The organism is Bacillus sp. NPDC094106 (assembly GCF_044764345.1).
In the GTDB taxonomy this organism is placed as follows: domain Bacteria; phylum Bacillota; class Bacilli; order Bacillales; family Bacillaceae_G; genus Bacillus_A.
In genome coordinates this window covers 28,991-43,249 of the sequence record NZ_JBIWHY010000022.1, presented here as the reverse complement: position 1 = coordinate 43,249, position 14,259 = coordinate 28,991, and the positions used below count along the sequence as shown (strand labels likewise).

General features: G+C 33.4%; 14 protein-coding genes. 11 read left to right on the top strand and 3 right to left on the bottom strand.

Features of this window, described 5'->3' with window-relative positions; genetic code table 11:
- The first annotated feature begins 215 nt into the window (after positions 1–215).
- The 3 genes from ACIQ7L_RS24195 (at position 216) to ACIQ7L_RS24185 (ending at position 1,645) form a co-directional block, all read left to right on the top strand.
- Positions 216–566: a YojF family protein gene (locus ACIQ7L_RS24195; RefSeq protein WP_400572288.1), complete on the top strand. Its 351-nt coding sequence runs from the start codon at positions 216–218 to the stop codon at positions 564–566.
- 15 nt (positions 567–581) lie between these two features.
- Positions 582–1,244, top strand: coding sequence for a bacillithiol biosynthesis deacetylase BshB2 (gene bshB2 / locus ACIQ7L_RS24190; RefSeq protein ID WP_400572286.1), 663 nt, complete (start codon positions 582–584; stop codon positions 1,242–1,244).
- A 140-nt stretch (positions 1,245–1,384) separates the two neighbouring features.
- Complete coding sequence (locus tag ACIQ7L_RS24185; RefSeq protein WP_400572284.1) at positions 1,385–1,645, top strand: YuzF family protein; 261 nt, start codon at positions 1,385–1,387, stop codon at positions 1,643–1,645.
- A gap of 682 nt (positions 1,646–2,327) precedes the next feature.
- On the opposite strand, the gene ACIQ7L_RS24180 is transcribed toward ACIQ7L_RS24185, so the two are convergent.
- Positions 2,328–4,058, bottom strand: coding sequence for a methyl-accepting chemotaxis protein (locus ACIQ7L_RS24180; protein WP_400572335.1), 1,731 nt, complete (start codon positions 4,056–4,058; stop codon positions 2,328–2,330).
- 961 nt (positions 4,059–5,019) lie between these two features.
- On the opposite strand from ACIQ7L_RS24180, the gene ACIQ7L_RS24175 reads away from it, so the two are divergent.
- From ACIQ7L_RS24175 to ACIQ7L_RS24150, 6 genes are all read left to right on the top strand, one after another.
- Positions 5,020–5,514 carry a DM13 domain-containing protein gene (locus ACIQ7L_RS24175; RefSeq protein ID WP_400572283.1) on the top strand — a complete coding sequence of 165 codons (495 nt, stop codon included), beginning with the start codon at positions 5,020–5,022 and terminating at the stop codon, positions 5,512–5,514.
- A 468-nt stretch (positions 5,515–5,982) separates the two neighbouring features.
- Positions 5,983–6,774, top strand: a complete 792-nt coding sequence (locus tag ACIQ7L_RS24170) for a phosphotransferase (RefSeq protein ID WP_400572282.1) — start codon at positions 5,983–5,985, stop codon at positions 6,772–6,774.
- A gap of 261 nt (positions 6,775–7,035) precedes the next feature.
- Positions 7,036–7,779, top strand: coding sequence for a sulfite exporter TauE/SafE family protein (locus tag ACIQ7L_RS24165; protein ID WP_400572280.1), 744 nt, complete (start codon positions 7,036–7,038; stop codon positions 7,777–7,779).
- A 126-nt stretch (positions 7,780–7,905) separates the two neighbouring features.
- Positions 7,906–8,658 carry a quorum-quenching N-acyl homoserine lactonase AiiA gene (aiiA, locus tag ACIQ7L_RS24160; protein ID WP_400572278.1) on the top strand — a complete coding sequence of 251 codons (753 nt, stop codon included), beginning with the start codon at positions 7,906–7,908 and terminating at the stop codon, positions 8,656–8,658.
- Between the two features lie 696 nt (positions 8,659–9,354).
- The gene (locus ACIQ7L_RS24155) at positions 9,355–10,038 is read left to right on the top strand and encodes a GntR family transcriptional regulator (RefSeq protein WP_400572277.1); all 684 of its coding nucleotides are present in this window, start codon (positions 9,355–9,357) and stop codon (positions 10,036–10,038) included.
- 21 nt (positions 10,039–10,059) lie between these two features.
- On the top strand, positions 10,060–10,692 hold the full coding sequence (locus tag ACIQ7L_RS24150; protein WP_400572276.1) for a sterol desaturase family protein: 633 nt from the start codon (positions 10,060–10,062) through the stop codon (positions 10,690–10,692).
- A 353-nt stretch (positions 10,693–11,045) separates the two neighbouring features.
- Here ACIQ7L_RS24150 and ACIQ7L_RS24145 read toward each other — a convergent pair whose 3' ends face one another.
- A complete protein-coding gene (locus ACIQ7L_RS24145; RefSeq protein ID WP_400572274.1) occupies positions 11,046–11,198 on the bottom strand; it encodes a transposase in 153 nt (50 codons plus the stop codon).
- A gap of 358 nt (positions 11,199–11,556) precedes the next feature.
- Here ACIQ7L_RS24145 and ACIQ7L_RS24140 point away from each other — a divergent pair, with 358 nt between their 5' ends.
- Entirely contained in the window at positions 11,557–12,030 is a 474-nt protein-coding gene (locus tag ACIQ7L_RS24140; RefSeq protein ID WP_400572272.1) for a GNAT family N-acetyltransferase, read from the top strand.
- A gap of 24 nt (positions 12,031–12,054) precedes the next feature.
- Here ACIQ7L_RS24140 and ACIQ7L_RS24135 read toward each other — a convergent pair whose 3' ends face one another.
- On the bottom strand, positions 12,055–12,468 hold the full coding sequence (locus ACIQ7L_RS24135) for an alpha/beta fold hydrolase (protein WP_400572270.1): 414 nt from the start codon (positions 12,466–12,468) through the stop codon (positions 12,055–12,057).
- Between the two features lie 344 nt (positions 12,469–12,812).
- Between ACIQ7L_RS24135 and pdxR the strand changes: the two genes are divergently transcribed.
- Positions 12,813–14,255, top strand: coding sequence for a MocR-like pyridoxine biosynthesis transcription factor PdxR (pdxR, locus tag ACIQ7L_RS24130; RefSeq protein WP_400572268.1), 1,443 nt, complete (start codon positions 12,813–12,815; stop codon positions 14,253–14,255).
- Positions 14,256–14,259: the final 4 nt, after the last annotated feature.

Here is a 14,259-nt window from a genome sequence, read left to right as displayed (position 1 = left end):
GTCGAAATGCATCCCTCCGCATAAACTCTATTGTAGCAAATTCAAAAAAGAAAGAAAACTATTTACAATAGAGAGGAAGAATAGAATTTCACATACCGTAATAAAAAATAAAAAAACAAAGTGCAAATTATTATGCAAAGTGAGCATTGTCCTCTAATATAGAGATAGCAATTTACATTATTTTTGCGTAAAATGGTTTGAAGAGGTGAAATCCGATGGAAATAGTAAAAGATAGCGCTGTTATTCAACATGAAATCGAACGTTTTGTAAATAAAGATGTATATATTCATTTAGAAACGACAAATGGAGCATATGCTTCACATATTAATGAAAAAATGATGACAGTCGGAGCATTCATTCGCAATGCAATTATCCGTTTTGAGCGCGGGAAAATAACCGGAACAAATCCATACCGAGTTGGTCTCAAAATGGATCATGGCTGGGTATATGCTGAAGGTATTACACATTGGGAAGTAGACGAGCAAGATCGTTTATTACTAGCAGGGCACGATAATAAAGGTCGTTTAGCAGTAGCATTTGAATTAAGCTTAACGCCATTTAAATAAGAAGGAGGGAAACGTATGGAGAGACATGTGCTTGTTGTATTTCCGCATCCAGATGATGAATCTTATGCAGCAGGAGGAACAATTAGTTTATTAACAAGACAAGGAGTACCTGTAACTTATGCATGTGGAACCCTTGGACAAATGGGACGTAACATGGGGAAAGATGTATTTGCAAACCGTGAAACAATTCCAAGTATCCGTGAAAAGGAATTAAAAGATGCATGTGAAGCAATGGGCATTACAGATTTAAGAATGCTTGGTTTTCATGATAAAACGTTAGAGTTTGAAGATGTAGATTTTGTAGCAGATAAAATTGAAGCGGTAATTCGCGATGTACAGCCATCAAGAATTATTACATTCTATCCAGAACACGGTGTTCACCCAGACCATGATGCATTTGGTCGTGCTACAGTTCGTGCAGTATCACGTATGCCAAAAGAAATACGTCCGGTTATTCACGCTGTTGCAATTACGAAAAATCGTGAAGAAGTATTAGGTGAACCCGATGTGGTGAATAACATTAGCGAAGCATTTGATCAAAAGTTAGCAGCTTTACGTGCACATCGTTCTCAAACGGAAGCAATGCTTGAAGAAACAGAAGTGAAGCTGAAAAATAAAGATGCTGCAACGTTAAAATGGTTACAAATGGAGCAGTTTTGGACTTATAAATGGGAATAGACTAGAAGGTAGGCTTCTTCTAGTATTCCTTACATATAAAAGAGGTGCCATAATGTGGCATCTCTTTTTCTTTTAGATAGGCACTTCTTAAATGAGCGAAACATACACTACAGCAAATCTTGAAAAGAGGAGGCACCTTTATGTATTATTCCTATGAAGATGTGTACGGTTATTTTCGAGATGGTTATGAGATAAGCGGTGAAGTAGTTGCATTAGTTGATCCATACGTTGTACAAACACTACAATCTATTGTAGGACAAAGAATTGTAGTTGAAACAATCCGTGGTAGTGTAAATGGTATGCTAAGAAGTGTGAAGCCAGATCATATTGTATTAGAAGAAAAAGAAGTGCCATGTTTTGTTCGAGTACAACAAATTGTATGGTTTATGCCTGAAAAATAAAAGAAATGTATAGACGAACTGCTAGAGTAAAGCTAAGAATCTATCATGTTAATATAGTAGATTCTTAGCTTTAATTGGTTCTTATATATACATCAATTAAAAAACCGACATAAAACCCCTCTTTTTAGGTGGGAGAGAGCATCCAGCCATGCATAGAAGCAGTTAGGGCCTTTTTCTGCCACATGCGAAGTAAAAACAGAAAGAGCAAACGAATGTAGATTACTTTTTATTCTGCATAGCAGGGATTTAGATGTCGAAAAATTAAAATGGATTTATATAATTTATTATTTTCCATAGAATTTTTAATATTCACTGGTAGTTAGTTGATTTTTAATCTGTAATTATCTTTTTGCGATTCTGACAAATTGAACTCGCATTTTGAATAATCTTTTCAAAATGGATTTGTTTCGTTTGCTATCAAATATAGATTATTAATATCCATTAGACAAATGATTTTAAAAGATGAAATTATAGTTGAAAAAGGATAGTAGAGATATATGTTATTAAGACCTAAATTAAAAGAAGATATATAAATTAAAGGACATTACATATTTTATATGACTAATATGTAATGTCCTTTCTTATTAAATAATCGCGCCCTTTTCTTGAAGATGTAGATTTAAAATAAAGTTTGATAATTAGTAAAAAAGTTTGATAAAAAGGTCTGTTTTGTAGGCTCTTTTTACTGTTGTTTTGATTCGTCAATTTTAAATTGTGAAATGAATCCTTCTAATTCTTCGATTTTGTTCCTTATTTGCACGGATTGCTTTGTTATTTCTGTAATGGATGAAGCCTGTGTTTGAATTGCTTGTACAGTCTCATTCGTATCTTTCGCTACTTTTGTAGAAGTTTCTGACACGACCGATAGTGAAGCGTTTATTTCTTCCGTTCCAGCAGACATTTCTTCTGTTGTAGCAGAGACTTCTTGAATTTGTTGCGTTATCTTATGAATGTCTGCCATGATTGTTGAAAACGCTTGGTCTGCTTCATTAGCAGCATCTCTTCCTCGCGTTGCTTCTTCTTGACCTTTTCTCATAATTTGAACAGTATCTTTTGTATCTTGTTGAATCGCTTTAATTAAATCATTAATTTCATGTGCGGATTGCTTTGATTGTTCAGCTAAGTCTCGCACTTCGGCTGCAACAACTGCAAAGCCTTTTCCATTTTCCCCTGCACGCGCTGCTTCAATTGCAGCGTTTAAAGCAAGCAAGTTTGTTTGTTCCGCAATATTCGTAATAGCATTTAAAGCTTTATCTATGTCTTGCGTACGCATCACAAGGTGTTCTATCACTGTAGACGTTTCTTCAACAACTTTATGCATATTATTCATTTGCGTAATGGATTTCTTGATTACTTCACTTCCGCTATTCAACCGATCTGTTGTAACAACAGATACTTCAGCAACAGTTGATGCAGATTCAGCTACTGTTTGAACTCCATTTGCTAGGTCATTCATTGCTGTTGAACTTTCTTGAATACTCGTAACTTGTCCTACTATTTGTTTGTTCACTTCATGAATCGTTTGAACAGCTTCGTTAGAGATTCGAGATGCTTGTTTTGTATTTTGCAACATACTATCAGTCGAGGAAGTAACCTCGTGTGTCGTTACCTTTATTTTCTCAAATAGTTGTTGCAAATCGTCTAACATATGATTAAAAGAAGTAACGATATTCCCTAATTCATCATTTGCTTCATAAGAAGTACGTATTACTAAATTCCCATCTGCTACTTCTTTCATATCATGCTGTAATAACGTAATTGGACGGTGAATAGATGTTTTAATGATATATCCAATAAACATAATCACCGCAGTCGCTATAACTGAAATACAAGTAAAGATTAGCACCATATTGTTCATGTTACTAACATTATCTTTCTGTAATTGTTCTGCCTTATTAGTATTATACTTAATGAGTTCTTGAATACTATCACTTGACTTTTGTATAACGGGCTCAACTTCTTTTAAATAATAAGCATAAGCATCTTCGTTTTTATTTTGCACCGCTAAATCTTGTGCTTCATTTATTTTCGTTCTGAACTCTTGATAATTTTTCTGAAAATCTGCATATAATTGTTTTTCTTCTTGTGAAGTAATTTTAGACTCATATTTTTTTAATAGTTGCTGATTCTCATTCTTTAATTGATCCATTCTACTTACTAATTCTTTGTTTCTTTTATCATCAGTTGTAAGCATAAGTTCCATAAGATTTTTAGCACCATAATGAAAATTAGATTCTACAGTCTCTATCCCGTAAATTGGCAGCAATCTTTCTTCATACATACTTGTAGAAGCTTCGCCTGTCTTCTTTAAGCTGATACCCCCTATAATTGATAAGAGAATACATGCAATACTAGCTATGATCATTAAGATGTTCAACTTTGTTCCAATTTTTTTATTTTTTAATAACAAAATTAAGTCACACTCCCATTTAAATTCATATATAACGTTATATAGTATATATTATAAAATTACAAAAAACGACAGAAAATAAATTTTTTTGAATAAATGTATTTTTCTTTAGAAACTTAGAGTTAATAAAATTGGAGATTGAGAAGAATCGTGAGTAATATTTTTAAATATGGTTCTGGTGGGAAGGTTTTGAAATATTAGTACTCTAAAAAGGATGTGATTCGTATAGAAAAGCAAAAGATTTGAAGTCTTTTTATGGTTTAAATCCTTATGTTGTTACATTGGGCAAGAACACAACCTATTCTAGGACAATTGAAAATTTGAAGAAAGAGAAAAAGATGCCTTTAGGAATCAAAATACAGTAGTAAAATCCCTGTATCGTATTGTGGGGGAAATTGGTGTTTTATTAAAAAGAGAGAAGTTATAGCTGCAAGCTTCTCCAGTAACCGAATGTGAAATTATCCCTTTGTAGCTGTGGTTTGGAACCTATTGCTCTAAGTAATAAAAGTAAATTCCACCGATTTATCCCCGTTAAAGGATGAATAATAAGGATCTGAAAAATTTTCAAATATAGCTTTTTTATAAGGGGGATATTATAAAGATCCATTATCACAGAAAGATATATGCGTGTATTGTTAAAAGTAAGGTAGGTTATATCTGTAACCCATTTTTCATTTGGTTTGGTAGCTGAAAAACTCTCTGTTTAAAAGATTTTCCGATACGACACATTGTTCTTTTAAGCCAAAATGTCCCCACTTTTTCTTTCGAATCTTAGCTTGTATTCCCATTTTCTTCATTAAATCGTCCGGATGGGCAACAGGAATGTGAATTTTGATTTACTTTTTCCGTTACATCAGAAAAGAAATGAGGCGTTTGAAAGACTTTTGTAATAATTATGTTATAAAAATGAAAGACCTTCTTGTTAACATACATATAAGTACTATGTTACAGAGGAGATTATTTTATGAAAATAAAATCTGTATTACTTATTGCAGGGTTTGTAATGGTTGGAGGAATTTTATGGTTTTTATTCCGTCCCGAAAAATTATTTATTGATAAGCAAATTAATGAAGCATTGCCACAAACAGAAATAAAATCAAAAGAAATTCAACAACAAGAACGAGTAATAAGCAAAGGGCAGTTTCAGAATGGTATTCATGAAACGACAGGAGTAGCAACAATCTATCAACTATCGGATGGAAAGCGCGTTCTAAGGCTTACCAATTTTGAAACTTCTAATGGCCCAGATGTTCGAGTGGTATTGGTTCCTGCGAAAAGTTTAAAAAATAATGAAGATGTTAAAAACTATCAGTATATTGAATTAGGTAAGTTAAAGGGAAACAAAGGATCTCAAAACTATGAAATTCCTGAAGAAGTAGATATCGATGCATATGGTTTAGTTTCTATATGGTGTAAGAGATTTAATGAAAACTTTGGTATGGCTCATTTTGAGAAGTAAAAAGAGATATAGGAAAATATTGATATGCATATAGGCTACAAGGTCATTTAAAAAAGAATGTTAATGATATTGTAAGTTTTACAACTATATAGGTGTCAATATATAGAAAACAAGATCTAAGTAGTTCAGATAACGTGGAGAAACCGTATAAATGGCAGGTTAAATCGAGTATAAAACCACAAAGGTTTTATACTCGATTTTTTTGTTGATATGTAAAGGTTTATTCTGTTTTCACTGTTGAATTCACAAGTGTAATGGCACATCAATTATCAGGATGACCATTGTCATTTCGTTATTTTTGATGCGATTAAAGTTGCTATTCGAGGTGTTAAAAAAAGGAATAGGAAATTTGTGTTAAAATATAAAGACAAGCAAAGTGGTCCTGTTCCGTTAACGAGCAGGATTGTTGAACAATCGGCATTTGTTTTAAGAGTGTCTAGTTTTCTAATAATGGAGGGGAATTATCAGATGTCAAACTACGAAAACGAAGAAATGCTAACGGGAGGGAATGTCTCAAACGTATATCGTTCGGAAAGTACTGTTCGACGAGAATTAAAGCCAGACAGTACCAAAATTCATAAGCTATTAAATCATTTGGAAAACAAAGGTTTTAGTTATGCACCAAAGTTTTTAGGTATTGATGAAAAAGATAGAGAGATATTATCATTTATTGAAGGAGAAGCTGGTAATTATCCTTTAAAAGAATACATGTGGTCTAATGATGTTTTAAAAGAAATAGCGAAGATGCTCCGTCTTTACCATGATGCGGTGAGTGACTTTCCGTTATCAGATGATTGGAAACCAATGGATAATACTCCAAATAAAATAGAGGTTGTATGCCACAATGATTTTGCAATATACAATATTATTTTTAATCACGAAAAACCAGTAGGTATTATTGATTTTGATGTTGCTGGTCCTGGTCCAAGACTTTGGGACATAGCCTATACTCTTTACACTTGTGTCCCCTTAAGTAGGGTTTATCATACTGAAACAGGTGAGGCAGTTTATTATAATTCATTACAGCATGCCGACCGTATAAAACAAAGAGTTAAATTGTTTTTTGAATCCTACGGTGAGGGTATGGAAGAAGATTATTTGGAGATGGTATTGCTACGATTAGAAGGGTTATGTAAATACATGAAAAGAAAAGCCAGAGAAGGCGATATGAATTTTCAAAAAATGATAGATGAAGGACACCTTGAACATTATCAAAACGATATTAAATTCATTCGTGAACATGGAAAAGAGTGGATTTAATGAAATAAGTCTTATACAAAAATAAAGCTCAGAGTCATATAGGGACTTTGAGCTTTTTTGCGTATTATTTACTATGCAAATTAACCTGTGAATTAATATGTTATTTAGATCGTTATTTTAGATTTGGCATTATATGTAATGAAGAGACGATCGTATTAAAATAAAGTATTAGATTAAATAGTAGCTATACGATTTTTATGCAGTGGCTTTAAATATGGTAAAATTTACGTGGGGTTGACTTTTGAGATGAGGGGGATTGTCTTGGACACACTGTTTTTCACTCTACTAGTAATAGGAATTGTATCTGCCTTTATAGGAACGTTAGCAGGAGGTGGAGGATTAATCACTTTACCGGCTATGATGCTTGTAGGCGTACCTATCCAGGTTGGAATTGCAACTAATAAGTTTTCATCAGGAATCGCTGCACTGACAAGCATATTCTACTTATTAAAAAATAAGCATCTAAGTGTAAAAACAATAATCGTGAATGTCTGTATTGCTATGATTGGAGGAATGAGTGGCGCACTTATTACCTCACATGTAACAGAACAAACAATGAATATTATGGCCTTAATCTTATTGATATTTGCTTTAATTATTACATTGAAAAATAAGCAATGGGTATCTTCTGTTGAGGAGAAATCCAAAGATACAACAATTGTAAGTAATACCGTACCGTTCTTTATAGCTGCTTATGATGGAGGATTTGGTCCCGGATCTTCAACATTTGGAATTCTACATTACATGAATCAAAAAAACACGTATATGAAAGCAGTTCAACTGACAAGAGTTTTGATTTTTGGTAGTTGTTGCGGAGCATTTATCATATTTTATCAAACAGGATTTGTCCAATGGAATTACGCAATTGCAATGGCAATCGGATCAGCAATTGGTTCCCAAATTGGATTAATTGCATTACCTAAAATTCCATTAAAGATTGCTAAAAATTTATTAATTATCATCATTTTTTTGCTAATAGGACAAGTAGTATTTAAGATGATTTGACTACCGAGAACACAGATTATGTCTTCAGTTATTACGTGAAGAAAGAAATAGAAGGAGAAAGTTTGTTATTAGCGGAAGTATTACTGTATTGTTTCATCCAAATTGATATGAGAAGGTGGATATAGAATGACCGTTAAAAAACTTTACTTTTTACCAGCTGGCCGCTGTATGTTGGATCATTCTTCTGTTAATAGTATGCTTGCCCCTGGTAAACTTTTGAATTTACCAGTATGGTGCTATCTTTTGGAAACAACAGAAGGTCCTATTTTGATAGATACTGGAATGCCGGAAATCGCTGTAGATAATGAAGATCTTTTTAAGGGAACATTTGTTGAGGGGCAGATTCTTCCTAAAATGAAGCAGGGTGATAGAATTGTAAATATTTTAAAACGAGTAGGCTATGCGCCAGAAGATCTTCTTTGTGTTATTAGTTCTCATTTGCATTTTGACCATGCTGGTGGGAATGGAAGCTTCAGCCATACACCAATTATTGTGCAACGAACTGAACATGATGCTGCTTTACATAGAGAAGAATATTTAAAGGAATGCATATTACCAGGTTTGAACTATCAAATGATTGAAGGAGATTATGAAGTAATGCCAGGTGTTCAGTTGCTCTATACGCCGGGACATTCCCCAGGGCATCAATCAGTATTCGTTAAAACGGAAAAGTCAGGTTCTGTTTTGCTAACAATTGATGCATCTTACACACAGGAAAACTTTGAGCAGGGTGTTCCATTCGCAGGATTTGATTCAGAAATGGCCTCACAATCTATCAAACGATTAAAGGAAATTGTTTTAGATGAAAAACCAATTGTTTTCTTTGGACATGATATGGAACAAGAAAAAAGTTGTAAAACATTTCCTGAGTATTTTTAGAACAGGCATATTCAGTACAAAATCGCGAATTACATTCTTAAATTCTTCTTGATTTTCTAAGTAAGGATGGTGTTTATCTTCTAAGATAGCAATGGACATATTAGGGTGTGGATTTAAAATAAAGTTCGATGATTTATAATTTATCAATACCTAAAACGTAAAAAGTCATAAAAAATAAAGGGTGATACATATTAGTCATGTATAATATGTATCACCCTTGTAATTCTTGTTCCACAATCGCGCCCTTTAATGGAATAACTAAAACATGGTTCAATCTTTAAATTCAATTCATTCTTCTTTCGCTATAGCACCCGTTACTTTAAGTACAATTCTTCACATACTTTAGAATATAAAAGGTTGATCATCTATTTTGAACAGATATTCTAACATGCATTCTTATAAATTCTGTAGTTGCTAAACTAATAATTTTCATAAGATTGAATAAAAACCCTATTTACTTTATGATGCGATTCTCCGTTGTATATCTAAATGAGTTTTTTTCTCTTTTATAAATATCCTAACAACGCATTTAAGCAATCATTTTCCATCCTACTAAGTAGTTTACGGGCTTGTTCGATAATTCTATTTATAAAAATCCGCTCCTTTTTATTGACAGAAAATTCAAATTTATTATATAATTTTTGGTATTACCAATGTCTTTAACATGTATTACCATAAAATAAAGGGGACGATGGCTTGAAAGAAAAGGAACGCTCCTCAGATAAAATTGAGAATGAATTAATTAGATCCATATTGACTGGTGTATATTCTGTAGGAAGTACTTTACCGCCGGAAAGAGAGCTTGCAAAAGAATTTGGTGTTGGTCGCCCAACTATTCGGGAGGCGCTTCAACGTTTAGGAAGGAGTGGATGGATAACAGGGAGAAAAGGAATGCCAGCGATTATTAATGATTATTGGAGCAATGGGAATCTAACGACACTTATTAATATTGTTGAGAATCATCATACCATTACAGATGAATTTATTATGTACTTATTAGAATTTAGAAGTTCGTTGACTCCGACTTATATTCGTGATGCTGTTACGTTTAATCAACCTAAAGTGGTTGCTCTCCTTGCCAATCTTGAGCAGCTTGAAGATAATGCAGAAAGCTATGCAGCATTTGATTGGGATTTGCAAAAAAGGTGTGCTGGGCTTGCTGCCAATCCGATCTTTCTACTCATTTTAAATAGCTTCGATTCCATTTATGTAGATATAGCGAAAAGATATTTTTCTGTAAAAGATCATCGTGGGTTGTCCTTCAACTATTACCATGACTTATTAAAAGCTGCATTAAAGGGAGATGCAATTGAAGCGGAAAGATTGTGTAAGACAACAATGGAGAAAAGCTTGGCTCTTTGGAAAGATAGAAAAAAATAAAGAAAGCTGGAGGCGTGATAAATGAAACTAAAATATTTTAAAGAATATTTTTCCTACCCTGATATATTGATCATGAGCTGTCTTTTCCTCATTAGCTTTGGATTTATGATTCTACATTTAATCTCTATCGGAATTTGGGGTGCTTTTATTTTGGGAATGATTATGTATTCCTTAGCTGAGTACGCTACTCACAGGTTTATTTTTCATCTAAAGCCACCAAAGAATGCGTTTTTATTAAAAATGCTTAAGCGCCTACATTATGACCACCATACAAATCCGAATGAATTACATTTATTATTTTTACCCTTATGGTATAGTGTGCCAAATATTGCAATTGCAGGAACAATTTTTTATTTTCTTTCATCCAGCTTTGTCATGACAAACGCATTTATTGCAGGTATTATGCTCTTTTTATTATTTTATGAGTGGAAGCATTATATCGCGCATCGCCCCCTTCAACCAATATCACCATGGGGGCGCTGGATGAAAAAGGTTCATTTATGGCATCACTTCAAAAATGAAAATTACTGGTATGGTGTTACGAACCCAGCCTATGATTTTCTCATGGGCACCTTTAAAGACCAAAAGGATGTTGCCCAAAGTAAAACTGCTAAAAATCTAGAAAAACGTGGTGACCAGAAAATAGAATTATAAAAAATAATCCATTGTGATCATCCTGGAAATGTCGAATGAATTTTGCAGCTTCGGCATTTCTCAGGGAGTGACAGGCATTTTTTCCTATTGAGTAGTAAGCATGGTAATAGATTGCATAAGTGTAGCTTTGAAATAAAGTTGCACCGTTTTATCCCTTTGGATTTACTTATCTGTGGGGATATTTTTATTAATAAAAGAAAAATGATATATAAACTGAATGTAAAAATATTTGGATTCTCTAAAAATATTCCATAATTTAGTATTGTTTATATATGGAATATTTTGTTTGTGCGAAAGGAGTAACTAGATGTTTTCACAAAAATATAAAGGTTTGATTCTAGGGATAGTTGGTGCTATTTGAAGGCATAACAGTATGTTTTTAGTGTATTGCTGCTTTTTTCTGTTGTATCTAAATACTTCATCACCGGGACTACAGACATTCCTCCTTCATCAAGAAGTAAATACCTTTTCTTACTATCATCAAGTAACACTTCTTGTACTTTCATAACATCCTCCACCTTAAAACATAAGATCATATAGTAAACATATTAAACTAGAATTTTCAAATATAGTTTATAATTCTAATATGTATTAAAAAGAGGATATTAGCTCTTATATTGAACTAACTATCCTCCTATAATCATAGTACAGTTAATATAAAAAAGCCTGATCATTTATAATAAAGAATGATAATTTGTAAAAAAAGTTTGATAAAAAGATCTATTTTGTAGAGTATTTCTTTGTTCAACAATCGAGCCAGATTGTTGAGTAAAATCCAAATGAAATTTAGCAGTTTAAATAATACATTGATTAAAAACAGGAACACACTTTGCCAAAATAAAGTAAACACAAGGGGGAAGTTTGATGAGTAGAATAATGCTTCGGAATGTGATTGAAGATGACCTTCCTATTTTTTTCAAACACCAACAGGACCGTGAAGCAAACTATATGGCAGCCTTTACGGGTAAAGATTCTAATGAGTGGGACAGTTTCTTAACACACTGGAATAAAATCCTCACGAATGAGGGCATTATTAAGCAAACGATCATTTTCGGAGATATCGTCGTTGGACACGTTCTATGCTTCGAACAGTTTGATGAACTAGAAGTAAGCTATTGGATTGGAAAGAAATATTGGGGGAAAGGAATCGCAACTAAAGCGTTATGTGAGTTTTTAAAACAAATTTCAATACGCCCCCTTTATGCTCGTGCTGCAAAAGACAATTCCGGATCTCTTAAGGTTCTAGAAAAATGTGGCTTCGTGATTACTGGTGAGGACAGTGGATTTTCTAATGCACGTTGTGAAGAGGTGGAGGAGTTTATTCTCACCCTCAATTAAAGAAATCTAAAAGTATAGTGTATATTACGTATCGGGGCTTTGATGTAGGTTTGACTCTCGTTTGTTTAGTGTACAGTTAAGCAAGATTAAACTTAAGACACTGTTAGGATATTGCTTAGCGTAGTTACTAGCTAAAATACCACCAAAAGAATGCCCTATTACAATCCATTTATCTACATGTAATTCTTGTTTTACCTCCTCAAGATCTAAAAGCAATCTTTTTAGTGAGTAGTCTCCCTCTGGAGCAAGTGAAGAGCGACCACAACCTCGTTGATCAAGATAATGCATTTCCATAAAGTTTTCTAAAAGAGAACCACCTGTTTGTTCAAAAGGATAACTCCAATAACCAGGTCCCCCATGTAAGAAAATGCAAGGTATTCCTTGTCCACTGTTACTTATATGTAAAGTAACACCATCACTTGTTATTACATTTTTCATTTATGAATCCTCCTTAAGATAAATTTCTCATCATGAATAGTTCGTGACTACTCATTAAAAAACCTATCTTAAGCGATTTGTATATCGTATTCCAGGTTAACATAACACATCATTTTACGTAGTAAACAAAGAAGATGCCTTATTGCTCCCAAAAGATTTAATTTTTTCTCTTTTGTAAGATTGTAGGTTAATAAAAATAGGTGTAGATGTAAAATAAAGTTATGATGTTTGTTAAAAAGCTGTAGGTGCGTAACACCATACCACTAGTTAAAGAAAATACATATATGGTGGACCTTTTGAGATAGATATAATTATGTGAAAATGATAGTAAGGAGGGCGAGGAAGTGTTTAATGATTTTAAGTTTGTAGACAATCGTCCGGTTTATATCCAATTAAAGGATTATTTGAAAAAAATGATTATGAAAGGCCAACTATTGGAGCATCAGAAGCTCCCATCCACCCGAGAATTAAGTAAATTATTATCGGTTAGTAGAACTACTGTTCTCACTACTTACGCAGATTTAGAACAAGAAGGCCTAATCTATGCAATAAAGGGAAAAGGAAATTTTGTAGGGAAAGTCGATGCATCCAAAACACCATCTATCGAACTCAACTGGAAAGAAAAGCTCAATGAAGTTACCTTGCAAGCGGATGAATTAGATTTAATGAAGCACGGTGTTCGCTGGGAAAAAGGTATGATTTCATTCAATAGCATTGCCCCAGATGAAAAACTTTTTGATGTCGAAAATTTTAAAAGGGCTTTTTTGACGAGGTTATCCAATGAAGGAGATATCATTTTGAACTACGGATATGCCAAAGGTTACAGACCTCTCATTCATTACCTTCTTCATTATATGGAAATGAAAGGGGTAGACATCTCCAACAAAGATATCCTCATCACGAATGGCTTCACTGAGGGCCTGGATATTTTATTGTCTTCCTTAGCTAAAAAATCCGGGCGTATTATTTGTGAAAATCCTACCCATCATACTGCATTAAAGCTTTTCCGATTACATGGATATGAAATCCACGGGATGGAGATGAAGGATGATGGTATCGATATTTGTCAAGTTGAGAAAAGTTTGTCCGAAACAGATTTTGATTTTGCATATTTAATTCCGTCCTACCATAACCCTACTGGGATTGTCACCTCCTCTGAAAAAAGGTCTAAAATTATGAAACTTTTTTCAAAATATCAAATTCCAATTGTGGAGGATGGATTTAATGAGGAATTACGTTATTCAGGTTCACATTTAGCGCCGTTATTGACCTTTTCCGGATCCGGGAACAATGTTATCTATATTAGCAGTTTTTCAAAAGTTCTTTTTCCGGGCTTACGTGTTGGATGGATTTTAGCGGATAAGAAATTAATCCACTACTTGGAAAGTATGAAAAGGGCACGTAATATTCATACGTCCACATTGGATCAGGCAGTGCTTTATCAGTATTTACACGATGGCTATTTCGAAAAATATTTAAAAAAGGCCAAGTCAATTTATAAGAAAAAATATGAACTAGCACTTCATTCTTGTAATCAATACATTTCATTTAAAAGAATGACTGGAGATGGCGGACTCCATCTTTTTATAGAGTTAGAAGAAGGAATACATTCACGTATACTTTTGAAAAAATGTTATCAAAAGGGAGTTGTTTTTTCTCCTGGAGATGTCTTTTACACGGATGGAAGGGGGAGTAATACGTTTCGATTAGGATTCTCTCGGTTAACGGAAGAAGATATTCTCAATGGAATTAAGATAATTGGTGATACTTTGAAAAATGAAAATTAGGAGT

Coding starts and splice junctions, on each gene's coding strand:
- ACIQ7L_RS24145 (WP_400572274.1), bottom strand. CDS start 11,198: ATGAAAGTACAAGAAGTGTTACTTGATGATAGTAAGAAAAGGTATTTA.
- ACIQ7L_RS24185 (WP_400572284.1), top strand. CDS start 1,385: ATGTATTATTCCTATGAAGATGTGTACGGTTATTTTCGAGATGGTTAT.
- ACIQ7L_RS24140 (WP_400572272.1), top strand. CDS start 11,557: ATGAGTAGAATAATGCTTCGGAATGTGATTGAAGATGACCTTCCTATT.
- ACIQ7L_RS24175 (WP_400572283.1), top strand. CDS start 5,020: ATGAAAATAAAATCTGTATTACTTATTGCAGGGTTTGTAATGGTTGGA.
- bshB2 (WP_400572286.1), top strand. CDS start 582: ATGGAGAGACATGTGCTTGTTGTATTTCCGCATCCAGATGATGAATCT.
- ACIQ7L_RS24135 (WP_400572270.1), bottom strand. CDS start 12,468: ATGAAAAATGTAATAACAAGTGATGGTGTTACTTTACATATAAGTAAC.
- ACIQ7L_RS24150 (WP_400572276.1), top strand. CDS start 10,060: ATGAAACTAAAATATTTTAAAGAATATTTTTCCTACCCTGATATATTG.
- aiiA (WP_400572278.1), top strand. CDS start 7,906: ATGACCGTTAAAAAACTTTACTTTTTACCAGCTGGCCGCTGTATGTTG.
- ACIQ7L_RS24195 (WP_400572288.1), top strand. CDS start 216: ATGGAAATAGTAAAAGATAGCGCTGTTATTCAACATGAAATCGAACGT.
- ACIQ7L_RS24170 (WP_400572282.1), top strand. CDS start 5,983: ATGTCAAACTACGAAAACGAAGAAATGCTAACGGGAGGGAATGTCTCA.